22 protein-coding genes are annotated in these 26,192 nt (G+C 41.1%); 7 read left to right on the forward strand and 15 right to left on the reverse strand.

Translation table 11 applies throughout. From position 1 onward, the window contains the following. Positions 1-10: 10 nt before the first annotated feature. The 4 genes from JQ843_RS04960 to pbp1b all read right to left on the reverse strand — a co-directional run bounded on the left by JQ843_RS04960 (position 11) and on the right by pbp1b (position 5,565). Positions 11-1,141: an N-acetyldiaminopimelate deacetylase gene (locus JQ843_RS04960; protein WP_203213042.1), complete on the reverse strand. Its 1,131-nt coding sequence runs from the start codon at positions 1,139-1,141 to the stop codon at positions 11-13. Positions 1,142-1,207: 66 nt separating this feature from the next. Then, entirely contained in the window at positions 1,208-1,906 is a 699-nt protein-coding gene (gene dapD, locus JQ843_RS04965) for a 2,3,4,5-tetrahydropyridine-2,6-dicarboxylate N-acetyltransferase (RefSeq protein WP_000127460.1), read from the reverse strand. 228 nt (positions 1,907-2,134) lie between these two features. Then, positions 2,135-3,046, reverse strand: a complete 912-nt coding sequence (locus JQ843_RS04970) for a DMT family transporter (RefSeq protein WP_203213043.1) — start codon at positions 3,044-3,046, stop codon at positions 2,135-2,137. 56 nt (positions 3,047-3,102) lie between these two features. Further along, a complete protein-coding gene (gene pbp1b, locus JQ843_RS04975) occupies positions 3,103-5,565 on the reverse strand; it encodes a penicillin-binding protein PBP1B (RefSeq protein ID WP_203213044.1) in 2,463 nt (820 codons plus the stop codon). 141 nt (positions 5,566-5,706) lie between these two features. Between pbp1b and tyrS the strand changes: the two genes are divergently transcribed. Further along, positions 5,707-6,963 (forward strand): tyrosine--tRNA ligase, encoded by a 1,257-nt coding sequence (tyrS, locus tag JQ843_RS04980; RefSeq protein ID WP_000546884.1) that lies wholly within the window; start codon positions 5,707-5,709, stop codon positions 6,961-6,963. 77 nt (positions 6,964-7,040) lie between these two features. On the opposite strand, the gene JQ843_RS04985 is transcribed toward tyrS, so the two are convergent. Then, positions 7,041-9,104: a heavy metal translocating P-type ATPase gene (locus JQ843_RS04985; protein WP_203213045.1), complete on the reverse strand. Its 2,064-nt coding sequence runs from the start codon at positions 9,102-9,104 to the stop codon at positions 7,041-7,043. 1 nt (position 9,105) lies between these two features. Beyond that, positions 9,106-9,384, reverse strand: a complete 279-nt coding sequence (locus tag JQ843_RS04990) for a DUF6110 family protein (RefSeq protein WP_000910910.1) — start codon at positions 9,382-9,384, stop codon at positions 9,106-9,108. A 257-nt stretch (positions 9,385-9,641) separates the two neighbouring features. Between JQ843_RS04990 and JQ843_RS04995 the strand changes: the two genes are divergently transcribed. Then, positions 9,642-10,490 (forward strand): putative RNA methyltransferase, encoded by an 849-nt coding sequence (locus tag JQ843_RS04995; protein WP_203213046.1) that lies wholly within the window; start codon positions 9,642-9,644, stop codon positions 10,488-10,490. A gap of 105 nt (positions 10,491-10,595) precedes the next feature. Here the strand turns inward: JQ843_RS04995 and JQ843_RS09635 are convergent, their stop codons facing one another. The 3 genes from JQ843_RS09635 to malQ all read right to left on the reverse strand — a co-directional run bounded on the left by JQ843_RS09635 (position 10,596) and on the right by malQ (position 14,954). Next, the gene (locus JQ843_RS09635) at positions 10,596-10,802 is read right to left on the reverse strand and encodes a hypothetical protein (protein WP_000265676.1); all 207 of its coding nucleotides are present in this window, start codon (positions 10,800-10,802) and stop codon (positions 10,596-10,598) included. A gap of 350 nt (positions 10,803-11,152) precedes the next feature. Beyond that, positions 11,153-13,411: a glycogen/starch/alpha-glucan family phosphorylase gene (glgP, locus tag JQ843_RS05000; protein ID WP_203213047.1), complete on the reverse strand. Its 2,259-nt coding sequence runs from the start codon at positions 13,409-13,411 to the stop codon at positions 11,153-11,155. A gap of 25 nt (positions 13,412-13,436) precedes the next feature. Further along, positions 13,437-14,954: a 4-alpha-glucanotransferase gene (malQ, locus tag JQ843_RS05005; protein WP_000747274.1), complete on the reverse strand. Its 1,518-nt coding sequence runs from the start codon at positions 14,952-14,954 to the stop codon at positions 13,437-13,439. A 479-nt stretch (positions 14,955-15,433) separates the two neighbouring features. Here malQ and JQ843_RS05010 point away from each other — a divergent pair, with 479 nt between their 5' ends. The 5 genes from JQ843_RS05010 to JQ843_RS05030 all read left to right on the forward strand — a co-directional run bounded on the left by JQ843_RS05010 (position 15,434) and on the right by JQ843_RS05030 (position 20,903). Then, complete coding sequence (locus JQ843_RS05010; RefSeq protein WP_203213048.1) at positions 15,434-16,705, forward strand: extracellular solute-binding protein; 1,272 nt, start codon at positions 15,434-15,436, stop codon at positions 16,703-16,705. A 111-nt stretch (positions 16,706-16,816) separates the two neighbouring features. Beyond that, the gene (locus JQ843_RS05015; RefSeq protein ID WP_203213049.1) at positions 16,817-18,109 is read left to right on the forward strand and encodes a carbohydrate ABC transporter permease; all 1,293 of its coding nucleotides are present in this window, start codon (positions 16,817-16,819) and stop codon (positions 18,107-18,109) included. 1 nt (position 18,110) lies between these two features. Further along, positions 18,111-18,953, forward strand: a complete 843-nt coding sequence (locus JQ843_RS05020; RefSeq protein ID WP_001065647.1) for a sugar ABC transporter permease — start codon at positions 18,111-18,113, stop codon at positions 18,951-18,953. Between the two features lie 153 nt (positions 18,954-19,106). Further along, complete coding sequence (locus JQ843_RS05025) at positions 19,107-19,907, forward strand: DUF1189 domain-containing protein (RefSeq protein ID WP_203213050.1); 801 nt, start codon at positions 19,107-19,109, stop codon at positions 19,905-19,907. A gap of 9 nt (positions 19,908-19,916) precedes the next feature. Continuing rightward, positions 19,917-20,903, forward strand: a complete 987-nt coding sequence (locus tag JQ843_RS05030; protein ID WP_203213051.1) for a LacI family DNA-binding transcriptional regulator — start codon at positions 19,917-19,919, stop codon at positions 20,901-20,903. Positions 20,904-20,932: 29 nt separating this feature from the next. Here the strand turns inward: JQ843_RS05030 and JQ843_RS05035 are convergent, their stop codons facing one another. The 6 genes from JQ843_RS05035 to JQ843_RS05060 form a co-directional block, all read right to left on the reverse strand. Then, the gene (locus JQ843_RS05035; RefSeq protein WP_049492645.1) at positions 20,933-21,874 is read right to left on the reverse strand and encodes a YitT family protein; all 942 of its coding nucleotides are present in this window, start codon (positions 21,872-21,874) and stop codon (positions 20,933-20,935) included. Next, entirely contained in the window at positions 21,852-23,615 is a 1,764-nt protein-coding gene (gene aspS, locus JQ843_RS05040; RefSeq protein WP_020903390.1) for an aspartate--tRNA ligase, read from the reverse strand. Before aspS ends, JQ843_RS05035 begins: the two co-directional genes overlap by 23 nt. A 154-nt stretch (positions 23,616-23,769) precedes the next feature. Continuing rightward, a complete protein-coding gene (locus tag JQ843_RS05045) occupies positions 23,770-24,000 on the reverse strand; it encodes a hypothetical protein (protein WP_000832185.1) in 231 nt (76 codons plus the stop codon). A 17-nt stretch (positions 24,001-24,017) separates the two neighbouring features. Next, positions 24,018-24,659, reverse strand: coding sequence for a CPBP family intramembrane glutamic endopeptidase (locus JQ843_RS05050; protein WP_203213052.1), 642 nt, complete (start codon positions 24,657-24,659; stop codon positions 24,018-24,020). 9 nt (positions 24,660-24,668) lie between these two features. Further along, positions 24,669-25,367 carry an ABC transporter permease gene (locus JQ843_RS05055; protein WP_000488852.1) on the reverse strand — a complete coding sequence of 233 codons (699 nt, stop codon included), beginning with the start codon at positions 25,365-25,367 and terminating at the stop codon, positions 24,669-24,671. Further along, positions 25,360-26,184: an ABC transporter ATP-binding protein gene (locus JQ843_RS05060; RefSeq protein WP_000621680.1), complete on the reverse strand. Its 825-nt coding sequence runs from the start codon at positions 26,182-26,184 to the stop codon at positions 25,360-25,362. Before JQ843_RS05060 ends, JQ843_RS05055 begins: the two co-directional genes overlap by 8 nt. Positions 26,185-26,192 lie beyond the last annotated feature (8 nt).

Genomic DNA, 26,192 nt, shown 5'->3' on the forward strand with positions numbered 1-26,192 from the left:
GACAATCCCTCTACTCTGCTGCCTTCTTTTTCAGGAAACTAGAGACCGCATCCACCCCAATAGCTAAGGCTTCTTCCTTAGGACTCATCTGAGGGTGATGAAGGGCGTAGGGACTATCGATACCTAGCCAAAACATCACGCCATCAACCTTTGAAAGGAGGTAACCAAAGTCCTCACCTGTCATAGCAGGCTCAATATCAATCAACTCAATTCCGTCTTTTTCTTCAAAGAAGTCCATCAGTTCACGCGCCAAGGCTGGATTGTTCTCAACAGGCAAGTAACCACCTTGTTTGAGTTCGACTTCGACTTCCATATCAAAGGCTGCTGCAACTCCTTCTGCAACTGTTTTGACCCGCTTTTGCACCAAGAGACTCATATCTTGAGTCAAGGCCCGAATAGTTCCATGTAAAAAGGCTGTGTCTGTGATGACATTGTTGGTTGTTCCGGCTTGGAAAAGACCAAAGGTCACCACTGCTCCCTCGATTGGATTAACATTGCGGCTGACAACTGACTGCACCTGGGTCACAAAGTAACTAGCCGCCACCAAGGCGTCATTAGCTTCATGTGGAAAGGCTGCGTGTCCTCCTTTGCCTTTGAAACGAATCTTCACCTCGCAAGTCCCAGCAAAGAGTGTATGGGTATTGGTCGCAATCTGACCAACCTTCAAATCCGGCCGAACATGGAGACCATAAAACTGGTCTGGTAGCCAGTCTCCAAAAGCGCCATCCTCATACATGAGCATACCACCAGCTTCATTTTCTTCCGCAGGTTGAAAAAGGAAGAGCAGATTATTTTTCGGTTGCTCCTCAAGGGCGCTCTCAAGACAGCCCAAGGCAATAGTCATATGAAAATCATGGCCACAGGCATGCATCCGACCTTGATGTTGAGAAGCGAAAGGGAATCCTGTTTGTTCAACGATAGGCAGACCATCAATATCTGTTCTCCAACCAATAGTACGCTCTGGCTGACTTCCCTGCAAATAAACCAAAATACCTGTCCGCCAAGTCCGAACTTGGACAAACTCCTTGCCCGCAGTCAATTTTTCAATCACATCTAGCAAATAAGCCTGAGTCTTGAACTCCTCCAATCCAATCTCTGGAATCTGGTGCAAATCTCGTCTTGTTTGAATCAAATCTAACATCTATCTATCCTCCTATATAGCAGAAAGAGGCTGGAAAAGAGTTCCGCCTCTATTTTTCTTTTACAATTACAAGGTACGAAGCGCATCTTCTAGCGCTGTTTTTTGTTGGGTTTGGGCATCAATCTCTTTGATGATACGAGCTGGAACACCTGCTACTACCACGTTTTCTGGGACATCTTGGGTAACAATAGCTCCTGCTGCGACAACTGAACCACTACCGATTTGGACTCCTTCGATAACTACTGCATTGGCACCGATGAGAACATTGTCTCCAACACGGACTGGTTCTGCGCTAGCTGGCTCAATCACACCTGCAAGAACCGCACCTGCACCAACGTGACTGTTTTTCCCAACGATGGCACGGCCACCAAGGATAGCCCCCATATCAATCATGGTCCCTGCACCGATTTCAGCACCGATATTGATGACTGCTCCCATCATGATAACAGCATTGTCACCAATTTCAACCTGGTCACGGATAATGGCACCCGGCTCAATACGAGCATTGATAGCACGTTTGTCTAGCAAAGGAACTGCAGAATTACGAGCATCTTGCTCGACAACATAATCTTGATTTTCTACCAAACCATCGAGAAGAGGAGCCACATCTTTCCAGTCTCCAAATAGGACATTCCCTAGTTTGACAACAGAGCTAGGTACAGCAGTCGCGAGTTGTCCCTCAAAGGTTACTTTAACACTGGTTTTCTTTTCAGCATTGGCGATAAATTGAATAATTTCTTGTGCGTTCATTTTTGTAGCAGTCATAGGCGCCTCCTAGTTCATTTTAATGATACCTATTCTACCAAAAAAGGCCTCAAATTTGAAGCCTTTTTGTTTGTTTTTAGGTATGATTTTTAGGGATGTGAGATAAAACGTGCTGTCGGTAAAAGCAAGCCCCTACCGATACAACCTAAAAACACTCTTCACAACTATCTCCCCGTGTTTTATTGACTATTCTAGTATAGCACACTTTTAGAATTAAGAAAAGACTTTTTATTTACTTTCTTTCGCTTCTTCTATCGATAAGAAAATCATAGGCAAAATAATCAAGGCCATAGCTAGAAGGAGGGACCAATCCACTACCAAGCCTAAAAACAAAACACTCAAAAGGGCAGAAGAGAGAGGTTCACTGGCACTAATAACGGAAACCACCAAAGGAGAAACCAAGGAAACAGCCTTCATGGAAATAAAAAAGGCAAAAGCCGTCCCAAAGAAAGCAATAATGAGACAAATCAAGATACTCCAAATATCCAGAGTAAAGGAAAGCTGGTAAACCGGCGAAAGGACATTGCTAAATAAACCTGCCAAAATCATCCCCCACCCAACCGTAGGTACAAAACCATAGCGCTTCGCGAAAGGTTGGGGCAAGATAACATTAAACATGACACCCATGGCACTCAGCAGACCTGTTATAAGAGCTAGCGGTGTCATGGATAACTGAGAGAGATCGCCTTTTGTCGCCATCAGGCAAACGCCCAGCATGGCAATCAAAACATAGAAAATAGCACTTTTTGACGCTCGTTTTTTATAAATTAAGCGATTGTAAAAGAGGATAAAGACAGGACTTATAAACTGTAAAATAGTCGCTGTCGCTGCATTAGAATATTCTACGCAGAGGTAGAAAAAATACTGGACTGAAAAAATCCCCAAAATAGCATAGGCTAAAAAGGGCAGGTAATTTTTCTTATCTCGCCAAATATCTAGCACTTGTGACTTTAATTGCATTGCAGACCAAATGAGCACAAGACTCCCTGCCAGTGTCAAACGCATAGAGGTAATCCAGCCCGAAGACACCTGATAATGAGTAAAGAAGTACTCTCCTAAAATTCCACAGATTCCCCATATTAAGCCAGATAGGAGCGAATAAATGGTTCCTTTAACAATCTTTTTCTGATACTGATTCATACCTTTATTGTAACACGAAAGGAAAAAAGAAAAAAGTGGCAATCAATACCACTTTCCTATCTTCTACTATTTGATTGTGTTGATGATGAACTTGATGTACTGCTAGAACTACTACTTGAGCTACTACTTGAGCTTGGTGTAGATGAGAAACTACCAATAATACTTGACCAAGCGTTTTGGTAATCTGCTTCGCTTCCTCCAATAGCAAAGTGATAGCTTGTTGTAGGAGCTCCCGCCTTATTAGCCCAATAGCTCGTTACAGTAGAACCTGAAAGATCAAGTGTTTTTCCATTAACGGATACTTTGCCTGGTTTCTGTCCTGTAGATCTGAGGACCTGAGATTGGGTCACACTAGAATCAAGATTAAAGCGCTCATTGCCCCAAACACCAGGCTCAGCCTGTTGGATAGCATTGACCAAGTAAGCCATATATTTGGCATTTCGATAATGCCCAGCCCCCTTAGCCATTGGGCGGTTGTCATCATGCCCTAGCCAACCACCTAGAGTCAATCTTGGTGTTGAAAGCATGAGCCACATATTTTCATCTTCATTGGTTGTACCAGTCTTACCAATCCAGTCTGCACGAGCTAAGCTTGAATTGATAGAAGCCAAATCCGTTTGGAAACTTGAAGTAATCCGAGAGGAAATCACCTCACGAAGCAAACTCTGCATAATTGTTGCCGTTGCCTTCGAGTACACTTGAACTGGCTTGTCTTGGAATTCATAGATTACTCTACCGTCAGGTGATTCAATCTTAGAAATCACATGTTTCTGATGGTAGACACCGTTATTGGCAATTGTTTGATAACCATTAGTATGCTGGGCAACTGTGACTTCAATCCCACCGCCCATAGGCAGACTTTCGATACCGTACTCCGGAATCTCGTAACCCATTTTCTCCATGTAACCCTTGACATCTACACCCTTCTCACGAAGCATGCGATAGGTCCAATAGGCTGGGATATTCCACGAATAGTTCAGGGCTTCACCCAGGGTCATCATGCCTGTACCTGGACTATTTACATACATGATAGGGTTTCCATTAGAAAATTTTGTCGGATAATTGGACAAGATACTAGCACTTCCCATCAAACCTTGGTCAATAGCAATACCGTAGGCCAACAAAGGCTTGGTTGTAGAGGCTGGCGAGCGCTTTGTGTCAAAGGCGTGATTGTTTTGGTTTGTCTGATAATTACGACCACCAACGAAGCCTAGAACAGCCCCCGTTTTATTGTCCATCAAAACATTCCCTACTTCAGGCTGCCCAGTCGAATCATCTACCAAACGACCGTAGTTAGCAACTGCATTTTGCATGGCTGTATGGATTTTTTTATTGATTGTTGTCGTGATTTTATAGCCGCCATTACTTAGTTCCTGCTCAGCTCTCTCATGATAGGCCTTTTGAATCGACTCGTTTTTCAACTCTTGACTAGAGACATTGTCCTGTTGAACCAAATAATCATACACACGGTCTGTCGCTTCAGCCATAGCCGTAAAGTAAAGGTAATCTCTCGAAACAGCATTGACAGTTCCTGATGGCAAGAAGTCTTGTTTGAGATTATAATCCTTGTACTGGTCGTATTCTTCCTGAGTCAGATCACCCGTACGGTACATGTTGTAGAGAACATCCTTGGCCCGCTTCAAACCAAGTTCTAAGTCTTCATCACTTTTTAACTCTCCAGTATTTTCATAAGGGGAATAAGTAATCGGACTCTGTGGCAAACCTGCTAGGAAGGCAGCTTGAGGAATACTCAGCTTGTTAGCATCGATACCGAAAATCCCTTCAGCAGCTTGCTGGGCACCAGCAATATTCTGCCCTTTATGATTTCGACCAAAGGGAGCAACATTGAGATAAGTAGTCAAGATTTCATCCTTACTCATGCTGCGTTCCAAGGCAAGGGCATCAACAATTTCTGTAGCCTTACGAGCCAAAGTCGGAGCATCTCCAACCACTTGTTGTTTGATTAACTGTTGGGTCAAGGTCGAGCCCCCGCTAGATGAGCCCAAACCTGCAAAGGTTCCCAAAGTCGCCCGAATCACAGCTTTTGGCACAACCCCATTATGTTCAAGAAAATGTTCGTCCTCAGTTGCAACGATAGCCTTTTTGAGATTGTCCGATATTTCCTCAGATGAGACAGAAGTTCTCAGTAAATCACTCTCGATAGAAGCAATGACACTCCCATCTGCATAAACAATTTCTGAGATAGAAGAAATATTTTTAACCTGCTTGACCAAGTCCTCCGATTGGGGAACCTTAGCCTTGTCAAACAAAGCAACTCCATAACCAAGAGCTACACCAGCACCAAAAAGTCCACCGATAAAGCCTAGAATAAAGAGAGTATTCAAAATTCCCTTGATAGCAGCTAAAATGCTACCTAAGATAGCCAGAACTTTCCCACCTGTCCCATCCGACTTCTTCTCTTCTGAGACTTTCTCTGATTTTTTATGATTTATTTTTGATTTTACTAGCTGGAAAAATTCCAGCATTTTTCGTTTTAATTCATTTAATTGATTTTGCATGGATTTCCTCACTCTATCTATTATACCATAAAAGGTAAACTTTCAATAAAATAGCCACTTTCTTCCTTATTCTACTAGGCTATTGCCCAAGTTTGTGATACAATAGTTAGAAACAATATTTTTAAAAAGGAGAAAAGACACATGCACATTTTTGATGAGCTAAAAGAGCGTGGTTTGATTTTTCAAACGACTGATGAAGAAGCTTTGCGTAAAGCCCTAGAAGAAGGTCAAGTTTCTTATTATACTGGCTACGATCCAACTGCTGACAGCCTTCACTTAGGCCACCTTGTCGCAATCTTGACAAGTCGTCGCTTGCAGCTAGCAGGTCACAAACCTTATGCGCTCGTTGGCGGTGCTACAGGTCTCATCGGAGATCCGTCCTTCAAAGATGCTGAACGTAGTCTCCAAACAAAAGACACAGTAGATGGCTGGGTCAAGTCTATCCAAGGACAACTTTCTCGTTTTCTTGACTTTGAAAATGGGGAAAACAAGGCTGTCATGGTCAACAACTACGACTGGTTTGGCAGCATCAGCTTCATTGATTTCCTCCGTGATATCGGAAAATACTTTACTGTCAACTACATGATGAGCAAGGAGTCTGTGAAAAAACGGATTGAAACAGGAATTTCTTACACTGAGTTCGCTTACCAAATCATGCAAGGTTACGACTTCTTCGTCCTTAACCAAGACCACAACGTAACGCTTCAAATCGGTGGTTCTGACCAGTGGGGAAATATGACAGCTGGTACTGAATTGCTTCGTCGTAAAGCTGATAAGACTGGTCACGTTATCACTGTACCACTGATTACCGATGCAACTGGTAAGAAATTTGGTAAATCAGAAGGAAACGCAGTCTGGCTCAATCCTGAAAAGACTTCTCCATACGAAATGTACCAATTCTGGATGAACGTTATGGACGCTGACGCTGTTCGCTTCTTGAAGATCTTTACTTTCTTGTCACTCGATGAGATTGAAGACATCCGTAAACAATTTGAAGCAGCTCCACACGAACGTTTGGCACAAAAAGTCTTGGCTCGTGAAGTCGTTACTCTTGTTCACGGAGAAGAAGCTTACAAAGAAGCTCTTAACATCACTGAGCAACTCTTTGCAGGAAACATCAAAAATCTTTCTGTTAAAGAGCTCAAACAAGGACTTCGTGGAGTGCCAAACTACCAAGTTCAAGCAGATGAAAATCACAATATTGTGGAACTGCTCGTCTCATCTGGTGTGGTTAACTCAAAACGCCAAGCCCGTGAAGACGTCCAAAACGGAGCTATCTACGTCAACGGCGACCGCATCCAAGACCTTGACTATGTCTTGAGTGACGCAGATAAGTTAGAGAACGAACTGACTGTTATCCGTCGTGGAAAGAAAAAATACTTTGTTTTGACTTACTAAACTATTCAACATTTATCTATAAACAAAGGAGTTATCCTCGAGAAAGGTAACTCCTTTTTGCTGTTAATAAATCTCATCTATCTATTTTTAATAGACAGACTACGCAGTACAATGCGCAAGGTTGTTAGATTATGTAAGATAGAGAGATTTGAAGGACTGAGCCAATTAAATAAGCCAAAGCCAATCAAACTACTATTTACGACAACGGTATCTTGAATATTCTTCTTGATGAGTGTTTGCAAAGATGATGATAGCCAATCCAACTCTTGGAAGAAATCCAAACGATTATCTAACAATAAGATATCGCTCATCTGCTTAGAAATATCTGCACTCTCATTCATCACCACACCGATATCTGATAGGGTTAGAGCAGCTGAGTCATTCAAGCCATCTCCAACCATCAAAATAGTGTGACCTGCTTTCTGCAGTTCCTCTACTAGCTCAAATTTCCCATCAGGTTTCAAGTCTGTATAGACCTGATCAAAGGGCAAATCTTTGACTAATTCCTCTGTTCTAACCAAGGTGTCCCCTGTTGCCAGAATCAATTTTTTCCCTTGTGCCTTAAGTTTCTCCAAGGCTGCTTTTGCTTCTTTTCTCAACGGAGTATGAATACAGAACATTCCAATCAATTCATTCTGATAAGCCAAGAATAAGAGATTATAGTGACTCTTGTACTCTTCAATTAAAGCATTTTGTTCTGAATTGATATGAATTTGCTCATCCTGCATCAAGACATAATTTCCAATAAGAACTGGTTGCCCATCTATATGAGATTTAATCCCCTTGCTTGCGATATATTGGAGTTTCCCATGCATTTCCTCATGTTCAATCCCCTCTATCTCAGCTTGCTTGACGATGGCATTAGCAATAGGATGATAAATGTGTTCCTCAAGACAGGCACTGATTCTGAGAATATCTTCCTCACTATAGTCCCCAAAAGGTAACACCTTTTCAACTATAGGATAGCTAGTTGTGATTGTTCCCGTCTTATCAAACAAGAAAGTATCAACTTCCAGATATTTCTCCAGAACATCCCCATCCTTAATCACCATTTCACGGTTCAACCCCTCCTTGATAGCTGTCAAATAAGCTACAGGAGTAGAGATTTTCAAAGCGCAGGAGAAATCGACCAATAGGAAAGAAATAGCCTTAGAAAAAGAACCTGTTAATAGGTAAGTCAGACCAGCCCCCAAGAAATTATATTTGACGACCTTATCCGCCATCTTGATGAAATAGCGTTGTTTCGTTTTCTTGTTTTCTTCAGATTTCTTCATCAACTCAATCAGCTGTAAAATCCGGCTGTTCATCTGATTATCGGTTACACGAATGCGTAACTCTCCAGTTTCCAATACTGTATTTGCACAAACCAAATCAGACTCTCTTTTTTCAACTGGAAAACTCTCTCCTGTCAAGGAACTTTCGTTGACCATACCTAAACCTGAAACTACTTGTCCATCAAACAGAATTTCATTTCCTTGAGATAGGACCAAGACATCTCCTATTTGAACATCGGAACTCTTGATACTAACAACCGTATCCCCCTGTACTAGAAATACATCGCTCTCTTTTGCAAGAAGGCTTTGTTCTAAATCTGTTGCAGTTTTTTTCAAGGACCACTGATCTAAATGATTCCCCAAATCAAGCATAAACATGATATTGCTAGCTGTCTTGGATTGGTTCATAAACAAGGACAATAAAATCGCCGAACAGTCCAAGACCTCCATCGTTAGTTCCTTACGCGCTAGTGTTTGATAGGCTTCTCTAATATAGCCAAAAGCCTGATAACAAGTCCATATATAGCGAATAGGGTACGGCACAAAACTACGAAAAAGTATACGCTTAATCGCTGCACCTGAAACAATAGAATAAGCACTCTCTTCTCTACGAATGGGAAGAGTCATCAACTCAGAAACTTTCCCTTTATCAATTCTTTTTAAAAAGGCTTCTGCATTATCTAATACAGAAAAGCCTTCTTTTATACGTAGAGTAAAGTGCTGTTGATCCATGTAAAACTGGATAGACTCAATCCCCTTTTCATCTCTCGCCAAGGAACGAAGATAGTCTTGAATATCCAAGGTGAGTGAAAAAGAAGATGATAGTCGGATATGTTGGTATCCTCTATGTAGCACTTTAAAAGACATATTATTCCCCTATAAGGCTATCTAATTGCTCTTCTTTTTTCTCTTGCTCGTACAAATATTTGGCATCTTGCAAGACATCGTCTCCATGTTGTTTCACAACAGAAACAGATGCATCTAGCCCGTCTTTCAACTTGTAAGCCTTAGCCAAAGCTTTAGAATAACCTTTTTTAGCTTCCTTACTTGCCAAGATTTTCAAACCAAGGGTACCAAATGCGACACCACCCAAAAAGAGTGATGATTTTTTCGCAACTTTTGCAACGGTTAATACTTCTTTTAACATACTTATTTCCTCCTTATCATTATTATATAGCAATTTAGATATAAAAGCAATTTCATTTTATAAATTGGAGAATTATACTCAATGAAAATCAAAGAGCAAACTAGGAAACTAGCCGCAGGTTGTACTTGAGTACGGCAAGGCGACGTTGACGAGGTTTGAATTTGATTTTCGAAGAGTATTAGTTTTATTTCTACTGAATCTCCCATCTACTTATTCCTAAAGTTGCTTTCATTTGCCTCTTTTGATACACTTAAACTATGAATACAAATCTCAAACCCAAACTTCAACGTTTTGCTTCTGCTACTGCCTTTGCCTGTCCTATCTGTCAAGACAATCTGACTCTGGTAGAGAACAGTCTCAAATGTAGCAATCGCCATTCTTTTGACTTGGCGAAATTCGGCTATGTCAATCTAGCCCCTCAAATCAAGCAATCTGCTAACTACGACAAGGAAAATTTTCAAAATCGTCAACAAATCCTAGAAGCCGGCTTTTATCAGGCTATTTTAGAGGCTGTATCTGACTTGCTAGCCAGTTCAGAAACTAGCACCACAGTCTTAGATATCGGTTGTGGCGAAGGATTCTATTCTCGCAAACTCCAAGAAAGTCATCCTGACAAAACCTTCTATGCCTTTGACATCTCCAAAGATTCCGTCCAAATCGCTGCTAAGAGCGAACCCGATTGGGCAGTCAATTGGTTTGTTGGCGACCTGGCTCGCCTCCCTATAAAAGACGCTAGCATGGATATCCTGCTTGATATCTTTTCCCCTGCCAACTATGGAGAATTTCGTCGCGTTTTATCCAAAGACGGTATCTTGATAAAGGTTATTCCAACTAAAAATCACCTCAAGGAAATCCGTCAGAAGGTACAAGACCAGCTGACAAACAAGGACTATTCCAACCAAGATATCAAAAATCATTTCCAAGAACACTTTACCATCCTATCAAGTAAAACTGCCTCTCTGACTAAGACTATCACAGCAGATCAGCTCCAATCCCTACTCAGCATGACGCCCCTACTCTTTCACGTCGACCAGACCAAGATTGACTGGAGCCAACTGACAGAGATTACTATTGAGGCTGAGATTCTAGTTGGGAGAGTACTATAATTGACACAAAAAACCGCATTTCAAGAAGATCTGCGGTTTTAAATTTCAATTTTTAAACTATCGTTCCCAAAAGTCTTAAACATTTAAAGCTTTTAGCTTCTCCATTTATTTTCGATTCGAAATAAAAAACTTATCAATAAATAGCAAGTGGAATAAGGCAAGTGTAATTCCCGATAAGCACCCATGATAAGAGATTTCTTGATGGGTAAGGGGGTAAAGATTACTATTACCCGCCAAGAGGCATGTTAAAATAACAAATAGAATCCAAAATAAATCCGTCCATTTATATTTTGAAAAATATTTTTTCCACATAAGAACACCTTCTTTCCTATAATCATATTATAATACTTTGTGTAAGCGAATACAAGAGATATGAGGTAATCAACTACGAAGAAATATAAGGCTGAAGACAGTAAAAACCAGCATTTTAAGCGTTTAAGGTGTCTATGATTTCTATCTTTTTAAGACAAGATTGACCCAAATCCACAGCATTTAAAAAAGCGAATTTCAATCGAAATTCGCTTTATAGGAAAGTGTATTAGTATAAATCTTGTATCTTATACTCAATGAAAATCAAAGAGCAAACTAGGAAGCTAGCCGCGGGCTGTACTTGAGTACGGTAAGGCAACGCTGACGTGGTTTGAAGAGATTTTCGAAGAGTATTAGTTCAAGTGCCAGATATCTTCGTTATACTGAGCGATTGTACGGTCAGATGAGAAGAATCCTGCTTTAGAAATGTTAACGATAACTTTATCCAACCATGCGTCACGGTCTTCGTAATCAGCCAACATTTGTTCTTTAACCTTGATGTAGTCTTCCAAGTCAAGAAGAGTCATGAACCAGTCTTTGTTGATCAATTCATTGTAAAGACGTTCCAAGCGCTCTTTGTTTCCAGCTGCAAGAACTGCATCGCTAACAATGAAGTCAACCAATGGTTTGATAGCTTCACGAGCGTAGAATTCGCTTGATTTGTAAGCTGCTTTTTCGTAAAGGTCGATAACAGTTTCTGAATCTTCACCAAAGATGTAGATGTTTTCGTCGCCAACCAACTCAGCGATTTCCACGTTAGCACCGTCCATAGTACCAAGAGTCAAAGCTCCGTTCAACATGAATTTCATGTTACCAGTACCTGAAGCTTCTTTAGAAGCAAGTGAGATTTGTTCTGAGATATCACATGCTGGGATAAGGAAGCTTGCTGCAGTAACGTTGTAGTTTTCAACCATAACTACTTGCAAGTGTGGAGCTACTGCTGGATCGTTAGCAATAACTTCTGACATGCAAAGAATCAAGTGGATGATGTCTTGAGCGATTGTGTAGGCTGGAGCTGCTTTACCACCAAAGAAGATTGTGATTGGGCGAGCAGGGATGTTACCAGCTTTGATGTCAAGGTATTTGTGGATCACGTACAAAGCGTTCATTTGTTGGCGTTTGTACTCGTGAAGACGTTTGATTTGGATATCAAAGATAGAGTTTGTATTGATTTCCACACCTTGGTGTTCTTTCAAGTGACGAGCCAATTTACGTTTGTTGTGAGCTTTGATGCTTTCCAATTTTTCTTTGACAGCTGCTTTGTCTTCATAAGACAAGAGTTTTTCAAGCTCATCTGCTTCATGGTGCCAACCTTCTCCAATAATCTCATCCAAGTAATGAGATAGTCTTGGGTTAGCATGCATGAGCCAACGACGGAAAGTGATACCGTTTGTTTTGTTGTTGAATTTTTCTGGGTAAAGGTCGTAGAAGGCTTTCAACTCAGAGTTCTTCAAGATTTCAGTGTGAAGTGCTGCTACCCCGTTAACACTGTATCCATAGTGGATATCCATGTGAGCCATGTGAACACGTCCGCTCTCATCGATAATTTGAACAGCTGGATCTTTGTATTCTGCTTTCACGCGACGGTCCAATTCTTCGATGATTGGTACCAAGTGAGGAACCACTTCTTGCAAGAATTCAAGAGGCCATTTTTCAAGGGCTTCAGCAAGGATTGTGTGGTTAGTGTAGGCAGTCATGTTACGAACGATTGAGATTGCTTCGTCAAGTTCGATACCACGAGCAGTCAAAAGACGGATCAATTCAGGGATAACCATTGATGGGTGAGTATCGTTGATTTGGACAACTGCGTAGTCAGCAAGGTCATGCAAGTTGCTTCCTTTTTCGATTGCTTCGTCGATGATCAATTGCGCACCGTTTGAAACCATGAAGTATTGTTGGAAGATACGGAGCAATTCACCTTGACGGTCACTATCATCTGGGTAAAGGAAAAGAGTCAAGTTGCGAGCGATATCTGTCTTGTCAAAGTTGATACCATCTTTAATGATTGAAGAGTCAACTGAATCCAAGTCAAACAAACGCAAGCGGTTCTTAGTTTCTGTCTTGTAACCAGGTACATCGATATCGTAAAGAGTTGATGTCAATGTGAAGTGAGCAAATGGCACTTGGTAGCTACGGCTTGAGCGAACCAACCAGTTTTGCTCTGTCAACCATGCATTTGGAATTGTTTCTTGTTGGTTATTTTTAAGAACTTGTTGGAAAAGACCGTAGTGGTAGTTAAGACCAACACCGTCACCGTTCAAACCAAGAGTAGCAATTGAGTCGATAAAGCAGGCAGCCAAACGTCCCAAACCACCATTACCAAGAGATGGTTCCAATTCAACTTCTTCAACTTCGATCAAGTCTTTACCTGCAGCTGCAAGTTCTTTTTTGACATCGTCGTAAAGACCAAGGTTGATCAAGTTGTTTGACAAAAGTTTACCAATCAAGAACTCAGCTGAGATGTAGTAAACTTTTTTCTTACCAGTGTTAACTGGTTTTTTGCTACTTGCAAGCTTGCTGTAGTTAAGAAGAGCCAGGTAAAGCTCTTCATTGCTACATTCTGCAATGGTTTTATTGTAACGATTTTGTACAAATTCTTGTAGTGATAACATGTTTAAGGTGTCTCCTGATATTGTATTATTTCTTTAATTCTACCAAATTTTCATTGATTCGGCGATAGATTGTTGTCAAGTCAAGCAAGCCTTCCTCGACAGCTGGTGTCAATTGATCTTCAGTCATACGCCAAGACCAGTTTCCACCAAGGGTAGATGGGAAGTTCATGCGAGCTGCCTCATCCAATTCTAGCAAATCTTGCATAGTTGCAATTGCCATGAAGCTAACTGATGAAAAGACTGTACGAAGCATAGCATGTGGCACTGTTTCGTATTCTTTACGGTTCGTGTAGCGCGCCATGTATTCACGAGTTGCATCATCGATCTCGTTACGGTACCAACCAAGGACCGTATTGTTATCGTGTGTTCCTGTGTACATAACTGAGTTAGCAGGTGCCAAGTGTGGGCTATCGATGCTTTCGTCTTCTGGGTTGAAGGCAAATTGAAGAATCTTCATTCCTGGGAAGCCAGTACGTTCACGCAATTCGATAACTTCGTCTGTCATAAAACCAAGGTCTTCTGCGATGATGTTTAACTCACCAAGTTCTTCCTTAACGGCTGCAAAAAGCTTGTAGCCAGGACCTTTCACCCACTCACCGGGTGCTGCTGTATCAGAACCAGCAGGGATTTCCCAATAAGATTCGAAGCCACGGAAGTGGTCGATACGAACGATATCGTAGATTTTGAAGCTTTCACGCAAGCGTTCAATCCACCATTTGTAACCATCTTTGTCCATTGCTTCCCAGTCATAGATTGGGTTACCCCAAAGCTGACCAGTTGCAGAAAATTCATCTGGTGGGCATCCTGCGATGCAAGTCGCCTTACCGTTGACATCTGTCTTGAAGAGATGTGGATTTGCCCACATATCGCTTGAATCTTCCGCTACGTAGATTGGCATGTCTCCAACGATTTCGATGTGGTTGTCGTTAGCGTAAGCTTTCAATTTCAACCATTGTTGGAAGAAGAAGTATTGAGTCACACGGTGGTAAACCAACTTGTCTGCCAATTGCTCACGGTAGCTTTCAAGTGCTGAAGCTTTACGAGCACGAGCATCTGCATCTGGCCATTCAGTCCAAGCAAGATTGTCAAAATGCTCTTTGATAGCCATATACTCTGCAAAGAGTTCAAGCCATGATTGGTTGTCTTGAGCAAATTTCTCAAAATCTTTAACATCTCCTACTTCCAAGAAACGTTTTACCGCTTTTTCTAAAAGAGGACGACGTGCATAGTAGATTTTAGCATAGTCAACTTCAGAAGCATCGCTACCAAAGTCAACCCCTTCAAGGTCACTTGCTTGCAACAAGCCTTGTTCCACCAAGATATCTAAATCGATAAAATGAGTGTTCCCTGCGAAGGCTGAGAAAGATTGGTAAGGAGAATCTCCGTAACTAGTTGTTCCTAGTGGAAGGATTTGCCAGTAACGTTGTTTTGTGCGAACCAAGAAATCAACGAAGTCGTAAGCACTTTTACCAAATGATCCGATTCCGTATGCTCCTGGAAGAGAAGAAATGTGCATCAACACACCACTTTGACGTTTTTTCATAATAAGCACCTCATGTGTTTATAGTTAGATATTACATTTTTATGAACGCAAACGTTTGCGCTATTACTAGTATAGCTTATTTTCTTGATAAATGCAAGCGGTTTTAGATAACTTTTTTGATTATTTTTTAAAAATTTTTTCTTCTTACTCGTATATATATTCTTTTAGGCAACAAACAAAATAGGAATAAGGGTTTCACCTATCTCATTAAGCAAAAATAAAGAGAGAATCCTCCCTGCCTTCCATTTGTAAATTAGGCAATCGTTTTCTCAACTTTTTTTAAATTTAAAACAAAACGGATTTTTGGGATTTTCTACTATTATATGACGATGAAGCGTTTACTTTTTTTCACAATTTTTTTAAAAATTTTTACAAAAAACACTTGCAACCGCTTTCCGATTGTGCTATACTAATCCCATAAAGGAAAACGTTTGCGTTTCCTCATTATAAAATTTGTTATTCTTTAGGAGGAATACACTATGTCATCTAAATTCATGAAGAGCGCTGCTGTGCTTGGAACTGTTACACTTGCTAGCTTGCTTTTGGTAGCTTGCGGAAGCAAAACTGCTGATAAGCCTGCTGATTCTGGTTCATCTGAAGCGAAAGAACTCACTGTATATGTAGACGAGGGATATAAGAGCTATATTGAAGAGGTTGCTAAAGCTTATGAAAAAGAAACTGGAGTAAAAGTCACTCTTAAAACTGGTGATGCTCTAGGAGGTCTTGATAAACTTTCTCTTGACAACCAATCTGGTAATGTCCCTGATGTTATGATGGCTCCATACGACCGTGTAGGTAGCCTTGGTTCTGACGGACAACTTTCAGAAGTGAAATTGAGCGATGGTGCTAAAACAGACGACACAACTAAATCTCTTGTAACAGCTGCTAATGGTAAAGTTTACGGTGCTCCTGCCGTTATCGAGTCACTTGTTATGTACTACAACAAAGACTTGATAAAAGAAGCTCCAAAAACTTTTGCTGACTTGGAAAACCTTGCTAAAGATAGCAAATACGCATTCGCTGGTGAAGATGGAAAAACTTCTGCTTTCCTAGCTGACTGGACAAACTTCTACTATGCATACGGACTTCTTGCTGGTAACGGCGGTTACGTATTCGGACAAAACGGTAAAGACGCTAAAGACATCGGTCTTGCAAACGACGGTTCTATCGCAGGTATCAACTACGCTAAATCTTGGTACGAAAAATGGCCTAAAGGTATGCAAGATACAGAAGGTGCTGGAAACTTGATCCAAACTCAATTCCAAGAAGGTAAAACAGCTGCTATCATCGACGGACCTTGGAAAGCTCAAGCCTTTAAAGATGCTAAAGTAAACTACGGTGTTGCAACTATCCCAACTCTTCCAAATGGAAAAGAATATACTCCATTCGGTGGTGGTAAAGCTTGGGTCATTCCTCAAGCCGTTAAGAACCTTGAAGCTTCTCAAAAATTTGTAGACTTCCTTGTTTCAACTGAACAACAAAAAGTATTATACGATAAAACTAACGAAATCCCAGCTAATACTGAGGCTCGTTCATACGCTGAAGGTAAAAACGATGAGTTGACAACAGCTGTTATCAAACAGTTCAAGAACACTCAACCACTACCAAACATCTCTCAAATGTCTGCAGTTTGGGATCCAGCTAAAAATATGCTCTTTGATGCTGTAAGTGGTAAGAAAGATGCTAAAACATCTGCTAACGATGCTGTAACATTGATCAAAGAAACAATCAAACAAAAATTTGGTGAATAAAAAAATTTGTTCAAGGGGGGTGGAATTCAAATCCCCCTTTGAATTTATCAATAGAAAACATATATAATTTAGGTTTTAACTAGGAACCAGTATCCTATGAAAGGAGTTATTATGGAAAAGCAACAACCTAGTAAAGCAGCCCTGCTGTCTATCATTCCTGGGTTAGGACAGATTTACAATAAACAAAAAGCCAAAGGTTTTATCTTCCTTGGTGTAACCCTTGTATTTGTCCTCTACTTCCTAGCACTTGCAGCCCCTGAATTGAGCAATCTCATCACTCTTGGTGACAAACCAGGTCGTGACAATTCCCTCTTTATGTTGATTCGCGGTGCCTTCCATTTAATCTTTGTAGTTGTTTATGTACTCTTTTATTTCGCAAATATCAAAGAGGCACATACAACTGCCAAACACATTAACAATGGCATACCAGTAGCACTTACCTTTAAAGAAATGGTCAAAGGAATCTATGAAAATGGCTTCCCTTACCTCTTGATCATTCCATCTTATGTTGCCATGACTTTTGCGATCATCTTCCCAGTTATCGTAACCTTGATGATCGCCTTTACCAACTACGACTTCCAACACTTGCCACCAAACAAATTGTTGGACTGGGTTGGTTTGACCAACTTTACGAACATCTGGAGTTTGAGTACCTTCCGTTCTGCCTTCGGTGCCGTTCTTTCTTGGACTATCATCTGGGCTTTGGCTGCCTCAACTTTACAGATCGTCATCGGTATCTTCACAGCTATCATTGCTAACCAACCATTTATCAAAGGAAAACGTATCTTTGGTGTTATTTTCCTTCTTCCTTGGGCTGTTCCAGCCTTCATCACTATCTTGACATTCTCAAACATGTTTAACGATAGTGTCGGAGCCATCAACACTCAAGTCTTGCCAATCTTGGCTAAATTCCTTCCTTTCCTTGATGGCGCTCTTATTCCTTGGAAAACAGATCCAACTTGGACAAAAATTGCCTTGATTATGATGCAAGGTTGGCTTGGATTCCCATACATCTACGTTTTGACTTTAGGTATCTTACAATCTATCCCTAACGACCTTTACGAAGCAGCTTATATTGACGGTGCCAATGCTTGGCAAAAATTCCGCAACATCACTTTCCCAATGATCTTGGCCGTTGCGGCACCTACTTTGATCAGCCAATACACCTTCAACTTTAACAACTTCTCTATCATGTACCTCTTCAATGGTGGAGGACCTGGTAGTGTCGGAGGTGGAGCTGGTTCAACCGATATCTTGATCTCATGGATCTACCGTTTGACAACAGGTACATCTCCTCAATACTCAATGGCGGCAGCTGTTACCTTGATTATCTCTATCATTGTCATCTCAATCTCTATGATCGCATTCAAGAAACTACACGCATTTGATATGGAGGACGTCTAAGATGAATAACTCAATTAAACTCAAACGTAGACTGACTCAAACCCTTACTTACCTCTACTTAATTGGCCTATCAATCGTGATTATCTATCCACTTTTGATTACCATCATGTCAGCCTTTAAAGCAGGTAACGTCTCAGCCTTTAAACTAGATACTAATATCGACCTCAATTTTGATAACTTTAAAGGCCTCTTCACTGAAACCTTGTACGGTACTTGGTACCTCAACACTTTGATTATCGCCTTAATTACTATGGCTGTTCAAACAAGTATTATCGTACTTGCTGGTTATGCTTACAGCCGTTACAACTTCTTGGCTCGTAAACAAAGTTTGGTCTTCTTCTTGATTATCCAAATGGTGCCAACCATGGCCGCTTTGACAGCCTTCTTCGTTATGGCACTTATGTTGAACGCCCTTAACCACAGCTGGTTCCTCATCTTCCTCTACGTTGGTGGTGGTATCCCGATGAATGCTTGGCTCATGAAAGGCTACTTCGATACAGTGCCAATGTCTCTAGACGAATCTGCAAAACTAGACGGTGCAGGACACTTCCGCCGCTTCTGGCAAATTGTTCTTCCACTTGTTCGCCCAATGGTTGCCGTACAAGCTCTCTGGGCCTTCATGGGACCTTTTGGAGACTATATCCTTTCTAGTTTCTTGCTTCGTGAGAAAGAATACTTTACTGTTGCCGTAGGTCTCCAAACCTTCGTTAGCAATGTAAAAAACTTGAAGATTGCCTACTTCTCAGCAGGTGCTATCCTCATTGCCCTTCCAATCTGTATTCTCTTCTTCTTCCTACAAAAGAACTTTGTTTCAGGACTTACAAGTGGTGGCGACAAGGGATAATATATCCCCGCCACCCTTTTTCATTTTAAAACTTATTGATGGGGATTATGAAAAATGTTCTCTCAACAAGCAATTCATCTCCTAGACTTGAAATAAAGCACATTTCTCTATATAATAATACTCATATAGAAAATACCTTTTAGAAAGATACCTATGCTTCCATATCCATTTTCCTATTTTTCAAGTATTTGGGGATTTCGTAAGCCCCTGTCCAAACGTTTCGGACTCAACTGGTTTCAGCTTCTCTTTACCAGTATCTTCCTTATCAGCTTGTCTATGGTACCCATTGCCATCCAAAACAGCTCGCAGGAAACTTATCCGCTAGAAACCTTTATCGATAATGTCTATGAACCATTGACAGATAAGGTTGTCCAGGATCTCTCTGAACATGCTACAATTGTTGATGGTAAATTTACTTATACAGGAACAGCTAGTCAAGCCCCTTCTCTTTTAATCGGTCCAAGTCAAAGCAAGGAATTACCTAAGAACTTGCAACTGCATTTCGATACGAATGAGCTCGTCATCAGCAAGGAAAGCAAGGAATTGACCCGTATCTCTTACCGGGCGATTGAGACTGAGAGTTTCAAAAGTAAAGACAGCTTGACCCAAGCCATTTCTAAAGACTGGTACCAGCAGAATCGTGTCTATATCAGTCTCTTTCTAGTTCTCGGTGCAAGCTTCCTCTTTGGTTTGAATTTCTTTATCGTCTCTCTAGGGGCTAGTCTTCTCCTTTATATCACTAAGAAATCACGCCTCTTTTCATTTAAAACCTTTAAAGAGTGCTACCATTTTATCTTGAACTGTTTAGGATTACCTACTCTAATTACGCTTATTTTGGGACTCTTTGGCCAAAATATGACAACTCTGATTACTGTACAAAACATTCTTTTTGTTCTGTATCTGGTCACTATCTTTTATAAAACGCATTTCCGTGATCCAGATTACCATAAATAGGAGATTTTTATGCCCGTTACGATTAAAGACGTGGCCAAGGCTGCTGGTGTTTCGCCTTCAACCGTAACCCGTGTTATTCAAAATAAATCAACCATTAGCGACGAAACAAAAAAACGCGTTCGCAAGGCTATGAAGGAGCTCAATTACCACCCCAACCTCAACGCTCGTAGTTTGGTAAGCAGTTATACCCAAGTTATCGGCTTGGTCCTTCCTGACGACTCAGACGCCTTCTATCAAAATCCTTTCTTCCCATCTGTCCTCCGTGGTATCGCCCAAGTTGCTTCTGAAAACCACTATGCCATTCAGATTGCAACAGGTAAAGATGAAAAAGAGCGCCTTAAAGCGATTTCACAGATGGTTTACGGCAAACGTGTGGATGGTTTGATTTTCCTTTATGCCGAAGAGGAAGATCCCTTGGTCAAGCTGGTCGCTGATGAGCAGTTTCCCTTCCTCATCCTCGGAAAATCTCTGTCCCCCTTCATTCCCCTTGTCGATAATGACAATGTCCAAGCTGGTTTTGATGCAACCGAATATTTCATCAAAAAAGGCTGCAAACGAATTGCCTTTATTGGAGGGACTAAGCGGCTCTTCGTAACGCAAGACCGTTTAACAGGCTATGAGTCCGCACTCAAGCAATACAAACTGCCTCTTGATAGTAACTTGACCTATTTTGCGAACGAATTCCTAGAAGAAAAGGGCTATCAATTCAGTAAGCGTTTGTTTAAACACGATCCTATGATTGACGCTATCATCACAACTGATAGCCTCCTAGCCGAAGGGGTCTGTGACTATATTGCTAAGCACCAACTGGATGTCCCTGTTCTCAGCTTCGATTCAGTCAATCCCAAGCTCAACTTGGCGGCCTATGTTGATATCAATAGCCTAGAACTTGGTCGTGTTTCCCTTGAAACCATCCTCCAGATTATCAATGATGCTAAAAGCAATAAGCAAATTTGTTACCGTCAGTTAATCGCCCACAAAATTATCGAAAAATAAAAACCAGCTCGCGCTGGTTTTTTTAGTTACTAATTATCTGTTTCAACGAACCGTCCCAGAATATGAACATTCTCAGATACAGAGACAAAGGCACCTGGATCCACCTGTTTCATAATCTGTTTAAATTCATTAAACTCTGCACGTGTAATGACAGTAATTAAAACTGCCTTTCTTTCGTGATTATAGGTTCCTTCTGCATCGTGAATCATAGTTGCTCCGCGGTGCAATTTTTTATGGATTTTTTCAATTACCTTGTCTGGATGATTGGTCACAATCATGGCCTGCATGCGTTTTTGCTTGGTAAAGACCGCATCTGTCACACGGCTAGAGACAAAGATGGTAATCATAGAGTAGAGAGCGTATTTCCAACCAAAGGTCAAACCTGCTATCAGCATGATGGTCCCATTGACCAAGAAAGAAATACTACCAACATTCTTACCTGTTTTCTTGCGAATGGTCAGGCTGACGATATCCGTCCCACCACTGGAGATATTGTTGCGAAGAGCAAAACCAATCCCTAAGCCCATGACAACACCCCCAAAAAGGGCATTGATAATGGGATCCTCCGTCAAGGTCGCCACAGGGACAAACTGGATAAAGAAGGAACTCATGGATACCGTGATAAAGGTAAAGACGGTGAACTTATGGCCAATCTGATACCAAGCCAAGACCATCAAAGGAAAATTAATGGCATAGAAGGTCAGCGAAATCGGAATATGAAAACCAAACCAGTGATTACTCAAGGCAGAGATAATCTGTGCCAGACCTGTCGCACCACTCGAATACACATGACCTGGTTGGAAAAAGAAATTGACCGCTACTGCTGATAAAAAACCATAGACCAGAGAAGCCGAAATCTTCTCATCGTATTTTTCACGAGAGATGCTTTGTAAGACACGTAAAATTTTTATCTGATGAGCAAAGCGGCGCAGATAATAGCGCCACCGCTTAATTCGTTTTGCTTGTTTCATCTTCTTCTACTTGTAAGCTGAGTTCCTCTAGTTGTTTGAGAGCTACTGTTGAAGGAGCTTGTGTCATTGGGTCACTTGCCTTATTGTTCTTAGGAAAGGCAATGACTTCACGGATATTTTCTTCCCCTGCTAAGAGCATGACAAATCGGTCAAGCCCGATAGCCAAGCCACCGTGTGGTGGGAAACCATAGTCCATGGCTTCAAGAAGGAAGCCAAACTGGTCATTTGCTTCTTCGGCTGAGAAACCAAGAGCCTTGAACATACGTTCTTGAAGATCTTTTTGGTTGATACGAAGACTGCCGCCACCAAGCTCATAACCGTTCAAAACGATATCGTAAGCAATGGCACGAACCTTAGCTAAATCACCTTCTAATTCATGAGCAGTCTCTTCCTGTGGAAGGGTGAACGGATGGTGGGCGCTCATGTAGCGGCCTTCTTCTTCAGACCATTCAAACATTGGCCAGTCAACCACCCAAAGGAAGTTGAATTTATCATTATCAATCAAACCAAGCTCTTTGGCAATACGTCCACGAAGGGCACCAAGCGTTGCATTAGCCACTTCAAGCGTATCCGCCACAAAGAGAACCAAGTCCTTATCTTCAAGAGCAAGCGCTGTTGTCAATTCTGCTTGGATGCTAGTCAAGAACTTGGCAACTGGTCCGTTTAATTCTCCATCAACCACCTTGACCCAAGCAAGACCTTTGGCACCATACTGTTTGGCTACTTCGGTCATCTTGTCGATGTCTTTACGTGAATAGTTGTCCGCAGCTCCTTTGACCACAATTGCTTTTACAGCAGGTGCTTCTGAAAAGACTTTAAAGTCTACACCTTTGACTACTGCTGTCAGGTCCTGAAGCAACATGTCAAAACGGGTATCTGGCTTGTCAGAACCGTAAAGAGCCATAGCATCATCATATTTCATACGAGGAAATGGAAGCGTCACTTCGATGCCTTTAGTTTCTTTCATCACGCGCGCAATCAAACCTTCTGTGATATCTTGGATTTCTTGCTCAGTAAGGAAAGATGTTTCCAAGTCAACCTGTGTGAACTCAGGCTGGCGGTCACCACGCAAGTCCTCGTCACGGAAACATTTAACGATTTGGTAGTAACGGTCAAAACCAGCATTCATCAAGAGCTGTTTCGTGATTTGTGGACTTTGAGGAAGAGCGTAAAAATGCCCTTTATTAACACGAGACGGCACCAAATAGTCACGCGCCCCTTCAGGAGTTGACTTAGAAAGGAATGGTGTCTCCACGTCGATAAACTCCAACTCATCCAAGTAATTGCGAATAGAGTGGGTCACTTTAGCACGAAGTTTGAGGTTTTCCAGCATCTCTGGACGACGAAGGTCAAGGTAACGGTAACGTAAACGTGTATCGTCATTAGCCTCAATGCCATCCTTAATCTCAAATGGGGTTGTTTTAGCTGTATTAAGCACTGTCAGAGCTGTCACGTTTAACTCAACTGCACCAGTTGGCAACTTATCATTGGCTTGCTCACGCGCAGCGACCTGTCCAGTCACCTCGATAACAAATTCGCTACGAAGGCTTTCAGCTGTTGCCATGACCTCTGCAGATACTTTTTCAGGGTTGATAACCAACTGCATAATTCCTTCACGGTCACGAAGATCGATAAAGATCAAACCACCAAGGTCACGACGACGGCCAACCCATCCTTTCAAGGTTATTTCTTGTCCGATGTGTTCCTCACGAACACGACCAGCATACATACTACGTTTCATTGTTTCTCTCCTCTTTTATTCTGTTACTATTTTACCATAAAAGCGCAGGCTCTTCATGAAAATCATCAGAAAAGTTTGCCAGTCTTTAAAAATCAAGTGAAGACTCTAAAAATTGACGCCCATACAAAAATCCGATGAAGTTCATCGGACTCTTTTATTTTGAATTGTTGCCTGCTTTACGCTTTTCAGCAATTTCGGCTGCCTTTCGAGGCAAGACAATTTCCGTTGTGTAAGCTGTCCCAAAGCGCAAGACACCTGCAATAGGGGCAAAGACGACTGCTAGATAGTTATAGAAGAAATCGCCCTTAAAGGCATAAGCTAGCGCTCCAATGATGAAAAATAGAACGACTGCTTGAATCACTGCTAATAAAATTACTCGTTTCATGTGACCTCCTGACTCTATTATAGCATGAGAATCATCAAAAAGCTCACTAAATTATTCAAAGCGTGAAGAGAAATGCTGTAAAGAAGACCTTTTCGACTTACATAAGCCAGCCCCAAACTCAATCCTAGACTAGCATAAACCAAAAACTGTTGCAAAGTTCCTGGGAAATGAATCAAGGCAAATAGAACACTTGTTACCAGAAGAAAAATTAGAGTTTGTTTACTATTGTCCTGCTTAGGAAAGAGATAGCGTGCCAACATCCCTCTAAAGATAAGTTCTTCCGTCAAAGGAGCAAAAATAACGACCGCAAAGAATGAGAAAAGTGGTTGAGACAAGGTCAAGTCTATCGCTATTTGCTGATTTACTGAAGGATCATTTGGCAAGAAAAACTGGACAACCAGAGATAAGAACCAAACCAAGGCAGGAAGCCAAATAAATCGGTTAAATCCGTTCTTCTCAATATGAACAGGACCTTTCTGGTACCATTTGTAAATACCGTACACATAAACTCCAGCCAAGGCCACATAGAGTAGGGTAACAGCATAGGGTGAAGCGCCTAAGGCAAGCGAAGTAGTCGCGAGCCCCTGAATGAAGCCATAGATGAATAAAAAGGATAGAACAGCTAGAAGAAACCAGCCAAGGTTTTTAAGTAGTTTCATAAAGTTCTCCTATCTTGCTTTATAGCTGTTTTTCAATACAAAGAGGTTTGCTATTCCTAACACAAGTACCCAGGCAAGTAACATACCAATATTAGAAAAAGATATTTCCCCACCTTTTTTATTTAAAAGATTTACAATTGGACCAATAAAAGAGTAATCCAACACTTTCTGAACCGTATCATTTTGAAGAGCAATCATGGGTAAAAAAGAGACGATAAACACAGGAAAGATACTATAAACTTGCGCTTTAGACTGAGTATCTGACACTGCACCGATTAAAAGGTTGAGAAAAATAATACTAATAGTTGCTAGGATTAAATAGATAACATAGGCCAATAAGTAACTTGATAGATCTACTTTAAGATAGATGGGCAGTACAATCATAGCAAATAACATTATCAAAATAGGGAGAACAAGCATACTGAAAGTATATTCTGTTGCTGTCACACCACTTAGGATGAGTGATTTAAGATTGCGTTTTTCCTTATCTTCTGCCATCATAATCGATACCATATAACCACTTCCCATACTCAAGACCATCGTCAAACTCGAAGAGAGGAGAAACATACTCAATTCTCCATTCTTATTGAAGAATTCATTATATAGAACAGCTATTCCAAAAGGCATCAATAGAGTCGCCAACAAAGTTGAATTGCTGATAAGAACTTGTAATCTTAACCATAGTAGGGCATTTAATTTTCTAAACATCTAACTTTTCTCCTGTCAATCTGATAAAGATTTCTTCTAAAGTTGGCTCACAAGAGTGAACCACCATCAAATCTGTCGTATCTAAATGTGGTAATTCTTCAAAAGGAACTATCTGTTCTCGTCCATCATTATAAACCACACGTACTTTCTTATCCACATGGTACTTCTGGATGATATCTTGCGGACTTCCATACTCTATTAAGTTTCCCTTATTCAAAAGAGATAAGCGATCACAAAGCAGAGTTGCTTCATGCATATCATGCGTTGTCAGAAAGATAGTTGTCCCCGCCTGCTTTAATTCTTGTAGTAGGGTATGAATCATCTTAGATGTTGTAGGGTCTAAACCACTGGTTGGCTCATCTAGAAAGAGAATCTTAGGAGCATTCAGAAGGGCACGAGCCAAGAACATTCGTTGTTTCATTCCTGTAGATAGTTTTTCTGCGATGATGTCTTTAGCATCTGCCAATCCAACCTGTTGGAGCACCTGATTTACTCTATCTGACTTGAGACCATATAACTTAGCGTAGATGAGAAGATTTTTATAAAGACTCATCTTTTCATAAAAACCACTGCCATCACTCACAATACCAATTTGTTCCAAATCATTTGAGGTTAAATCTTGAGAATTCTTGCCTAACAAAACTGTTTTACCTTGATCTGTAGCCAACTGACCTGTCAAGACATTGATCATGGTTGTTTTACCTGAACCAGAAGGGCCCAGAAAACCAAAGATTTCACCTTCCTTAATCTCAAAAGAAATCTGATGAAGAGCTTTTTTGCTCCCAAAACTTTTGCTTACATTTTCAACACGAATCATAGAAACTC

This window comes from Streptococcus mitis, assembly GCF_905187495.1.
GTDB lineage: Bacteria > Bacillota > Bacilli > Lactobacillales > Streptococcaceae > Streptococcus > Streptococcus mitis_CU.

Excerpts from the sequence above, each read along its gene's own strand:
- JQ843_RS05035 (WP_049492645.1), bottom strand. The coding sequence starts at position 21,874 with ATGAAACAAGCAAAACGAATTAAGCGGTGGCGCTATTATCTGCGCCGC.
- JQ843_RS05020 (WP_001065647.1), top strand. The coding sequence starts at position 18,111 with ATGAATAACTCAATTAAACTCAAACGTAGACTGACTCAAACCCTTACT.
- JQ843_RS05055 (WP_000488852.1), bottom strand. The coding sequence starts at position 25,367 with ATGTTTAGAAAATTAAATGCCCTACTATGGTTAAGATTACAAGTTCTT.
- glgP (WP_203213047.1), bottom strand. The coding sequence starts at position 13,411 with ATGTTATCACTACAAGAATTTGTACAAAATCGTTACAATAAAACCATT.
- JQ843_RS05010 (WP_203213048.1), top strand. The coding sequence starts at position 15,434 with ATGTCATCTAAATTCATGAAGAGCGCTGCTGTGCTTGGAACTGTTACA.
- dapD (WP_000127460.1), bottom strand. The coding sequence starts at position 1,906 with ATGACTGCTACAAAAATGAACGCACAAGAAATTATTCAATTTATCGCC.
- aspS (WP_020903390.1), bottom strand. The coding sequence starts at position 23,615 with ATGAAACGTAGTATGTATGCTGGTCGTGTTCGTGAGGAACACATCGGA.
- JQ843_RS04985 (WP_203213045.1), bottom strand. The coding sequence starts at position 9,104 with ATGTCTTTTAAAGTGCTACATAGAGGATACCAACATATCCGACTATCA.
- JQ843_RS05030 (WP_203213051.1), top strand. The coding sequence starts at position 19,917 with ATGCCCGTTACGATTAAAGACGTGGCCAAGGCTGCTGGTGTTTCGCCT.
- JQ843_RS05025 (WP_203213050.1), top strand. The coding sequence starts at position 19,107 with ATGCTTCCATATCCATTTTCCTATTTTTCAAGTATTTGGGGATTTCGT.
- JQ843_RS05060 (WP_000621680.1), bottom strand. The coding sequence starts at position 26,184 with ATGATTCGTGTTGAAAATGTAAGCAAAAGTTTTGGGAGCAAAAAAGCT.
- JQ843_RS05050 (WP_203213052.1), bottom strand. The coding sequence starts at position 24,659 with ATGAAACTACTTAAAAACCTTGGCTGGTTTCTTCTAGCTGTTCTATCC.
- JQ843_RS04960 (WP_203213042.1), bottom strand. The coding sequence starts at position 1,141 with ATGTTAGATTTGATTCAAACAAGACGAGATTTGCACCAGATTCCAGAG.
- JQ843_RS04970 (WP_203213043.1), bottom strand. The coding sequence starts at position 3,046 with ATGAATCAGTATCAGAAAAAGATTGTTAAAGGAACCATTTATTCGCTC.
- JQ843_RS09635 (WP_000265676.1), bottom strand. The coding sequence starts at position 10,802 with ATGTGGAAAAAATATTTTTCAAAATATAAATGGACGGATTTATTTTGG.
- tyrS (WP_000546884.1), top strand. The coding sequence starts at position 5,707 with ATGCACATTTTTGATGAGCTAAAAGAGCGTGGTTTGATTTTTCAAACG.
- JQ843_RS04995 (WP_203213046.1), top strand. The coding sequence starts at position 9,642 with ATGAATACAAATCTCAAACCCAAACTTCAACGTTTTGCTTCTGCTACT.
- JQ843_RS05045 (WP_000832185.1), bottom strand. The coding sequence starts at position 24,000 with ATGAAACGAGTAATTTTATTAGCAGTGATTCAAGCAGTCGTTCTATTT.
- pbp1b (WP_203213044.1), bottom strand. The coding sequence starts at position 5,565 with ATGCAAAATCAATTAAATGAATTAAAACGAAAAATGCTGGAATTTTTC.
- JQ843_RS05015 (WP_203213049.1), top strand. The coding sequence starts at position 16,817 with ATGGAAAAGCAACAACCTAGTAAAGCAGCCCTGCTGTCTATCATTCCT.
- JQ843_RS04990 (WP_000910910.1), bottom strand. The coding sequence starts at position 9,384 with ATGTTAAAAGAAGTATTAACCGTTGCAAAAGTTGCGAAAAAATCATCA.
- malQ (WP_000747274.1), bottom strand. The coding sequence starts at position 14,954 with ATGAAAAAACGTCAAAGTGGTGTGTTGATGCACATTTCTTCTCTTCCA.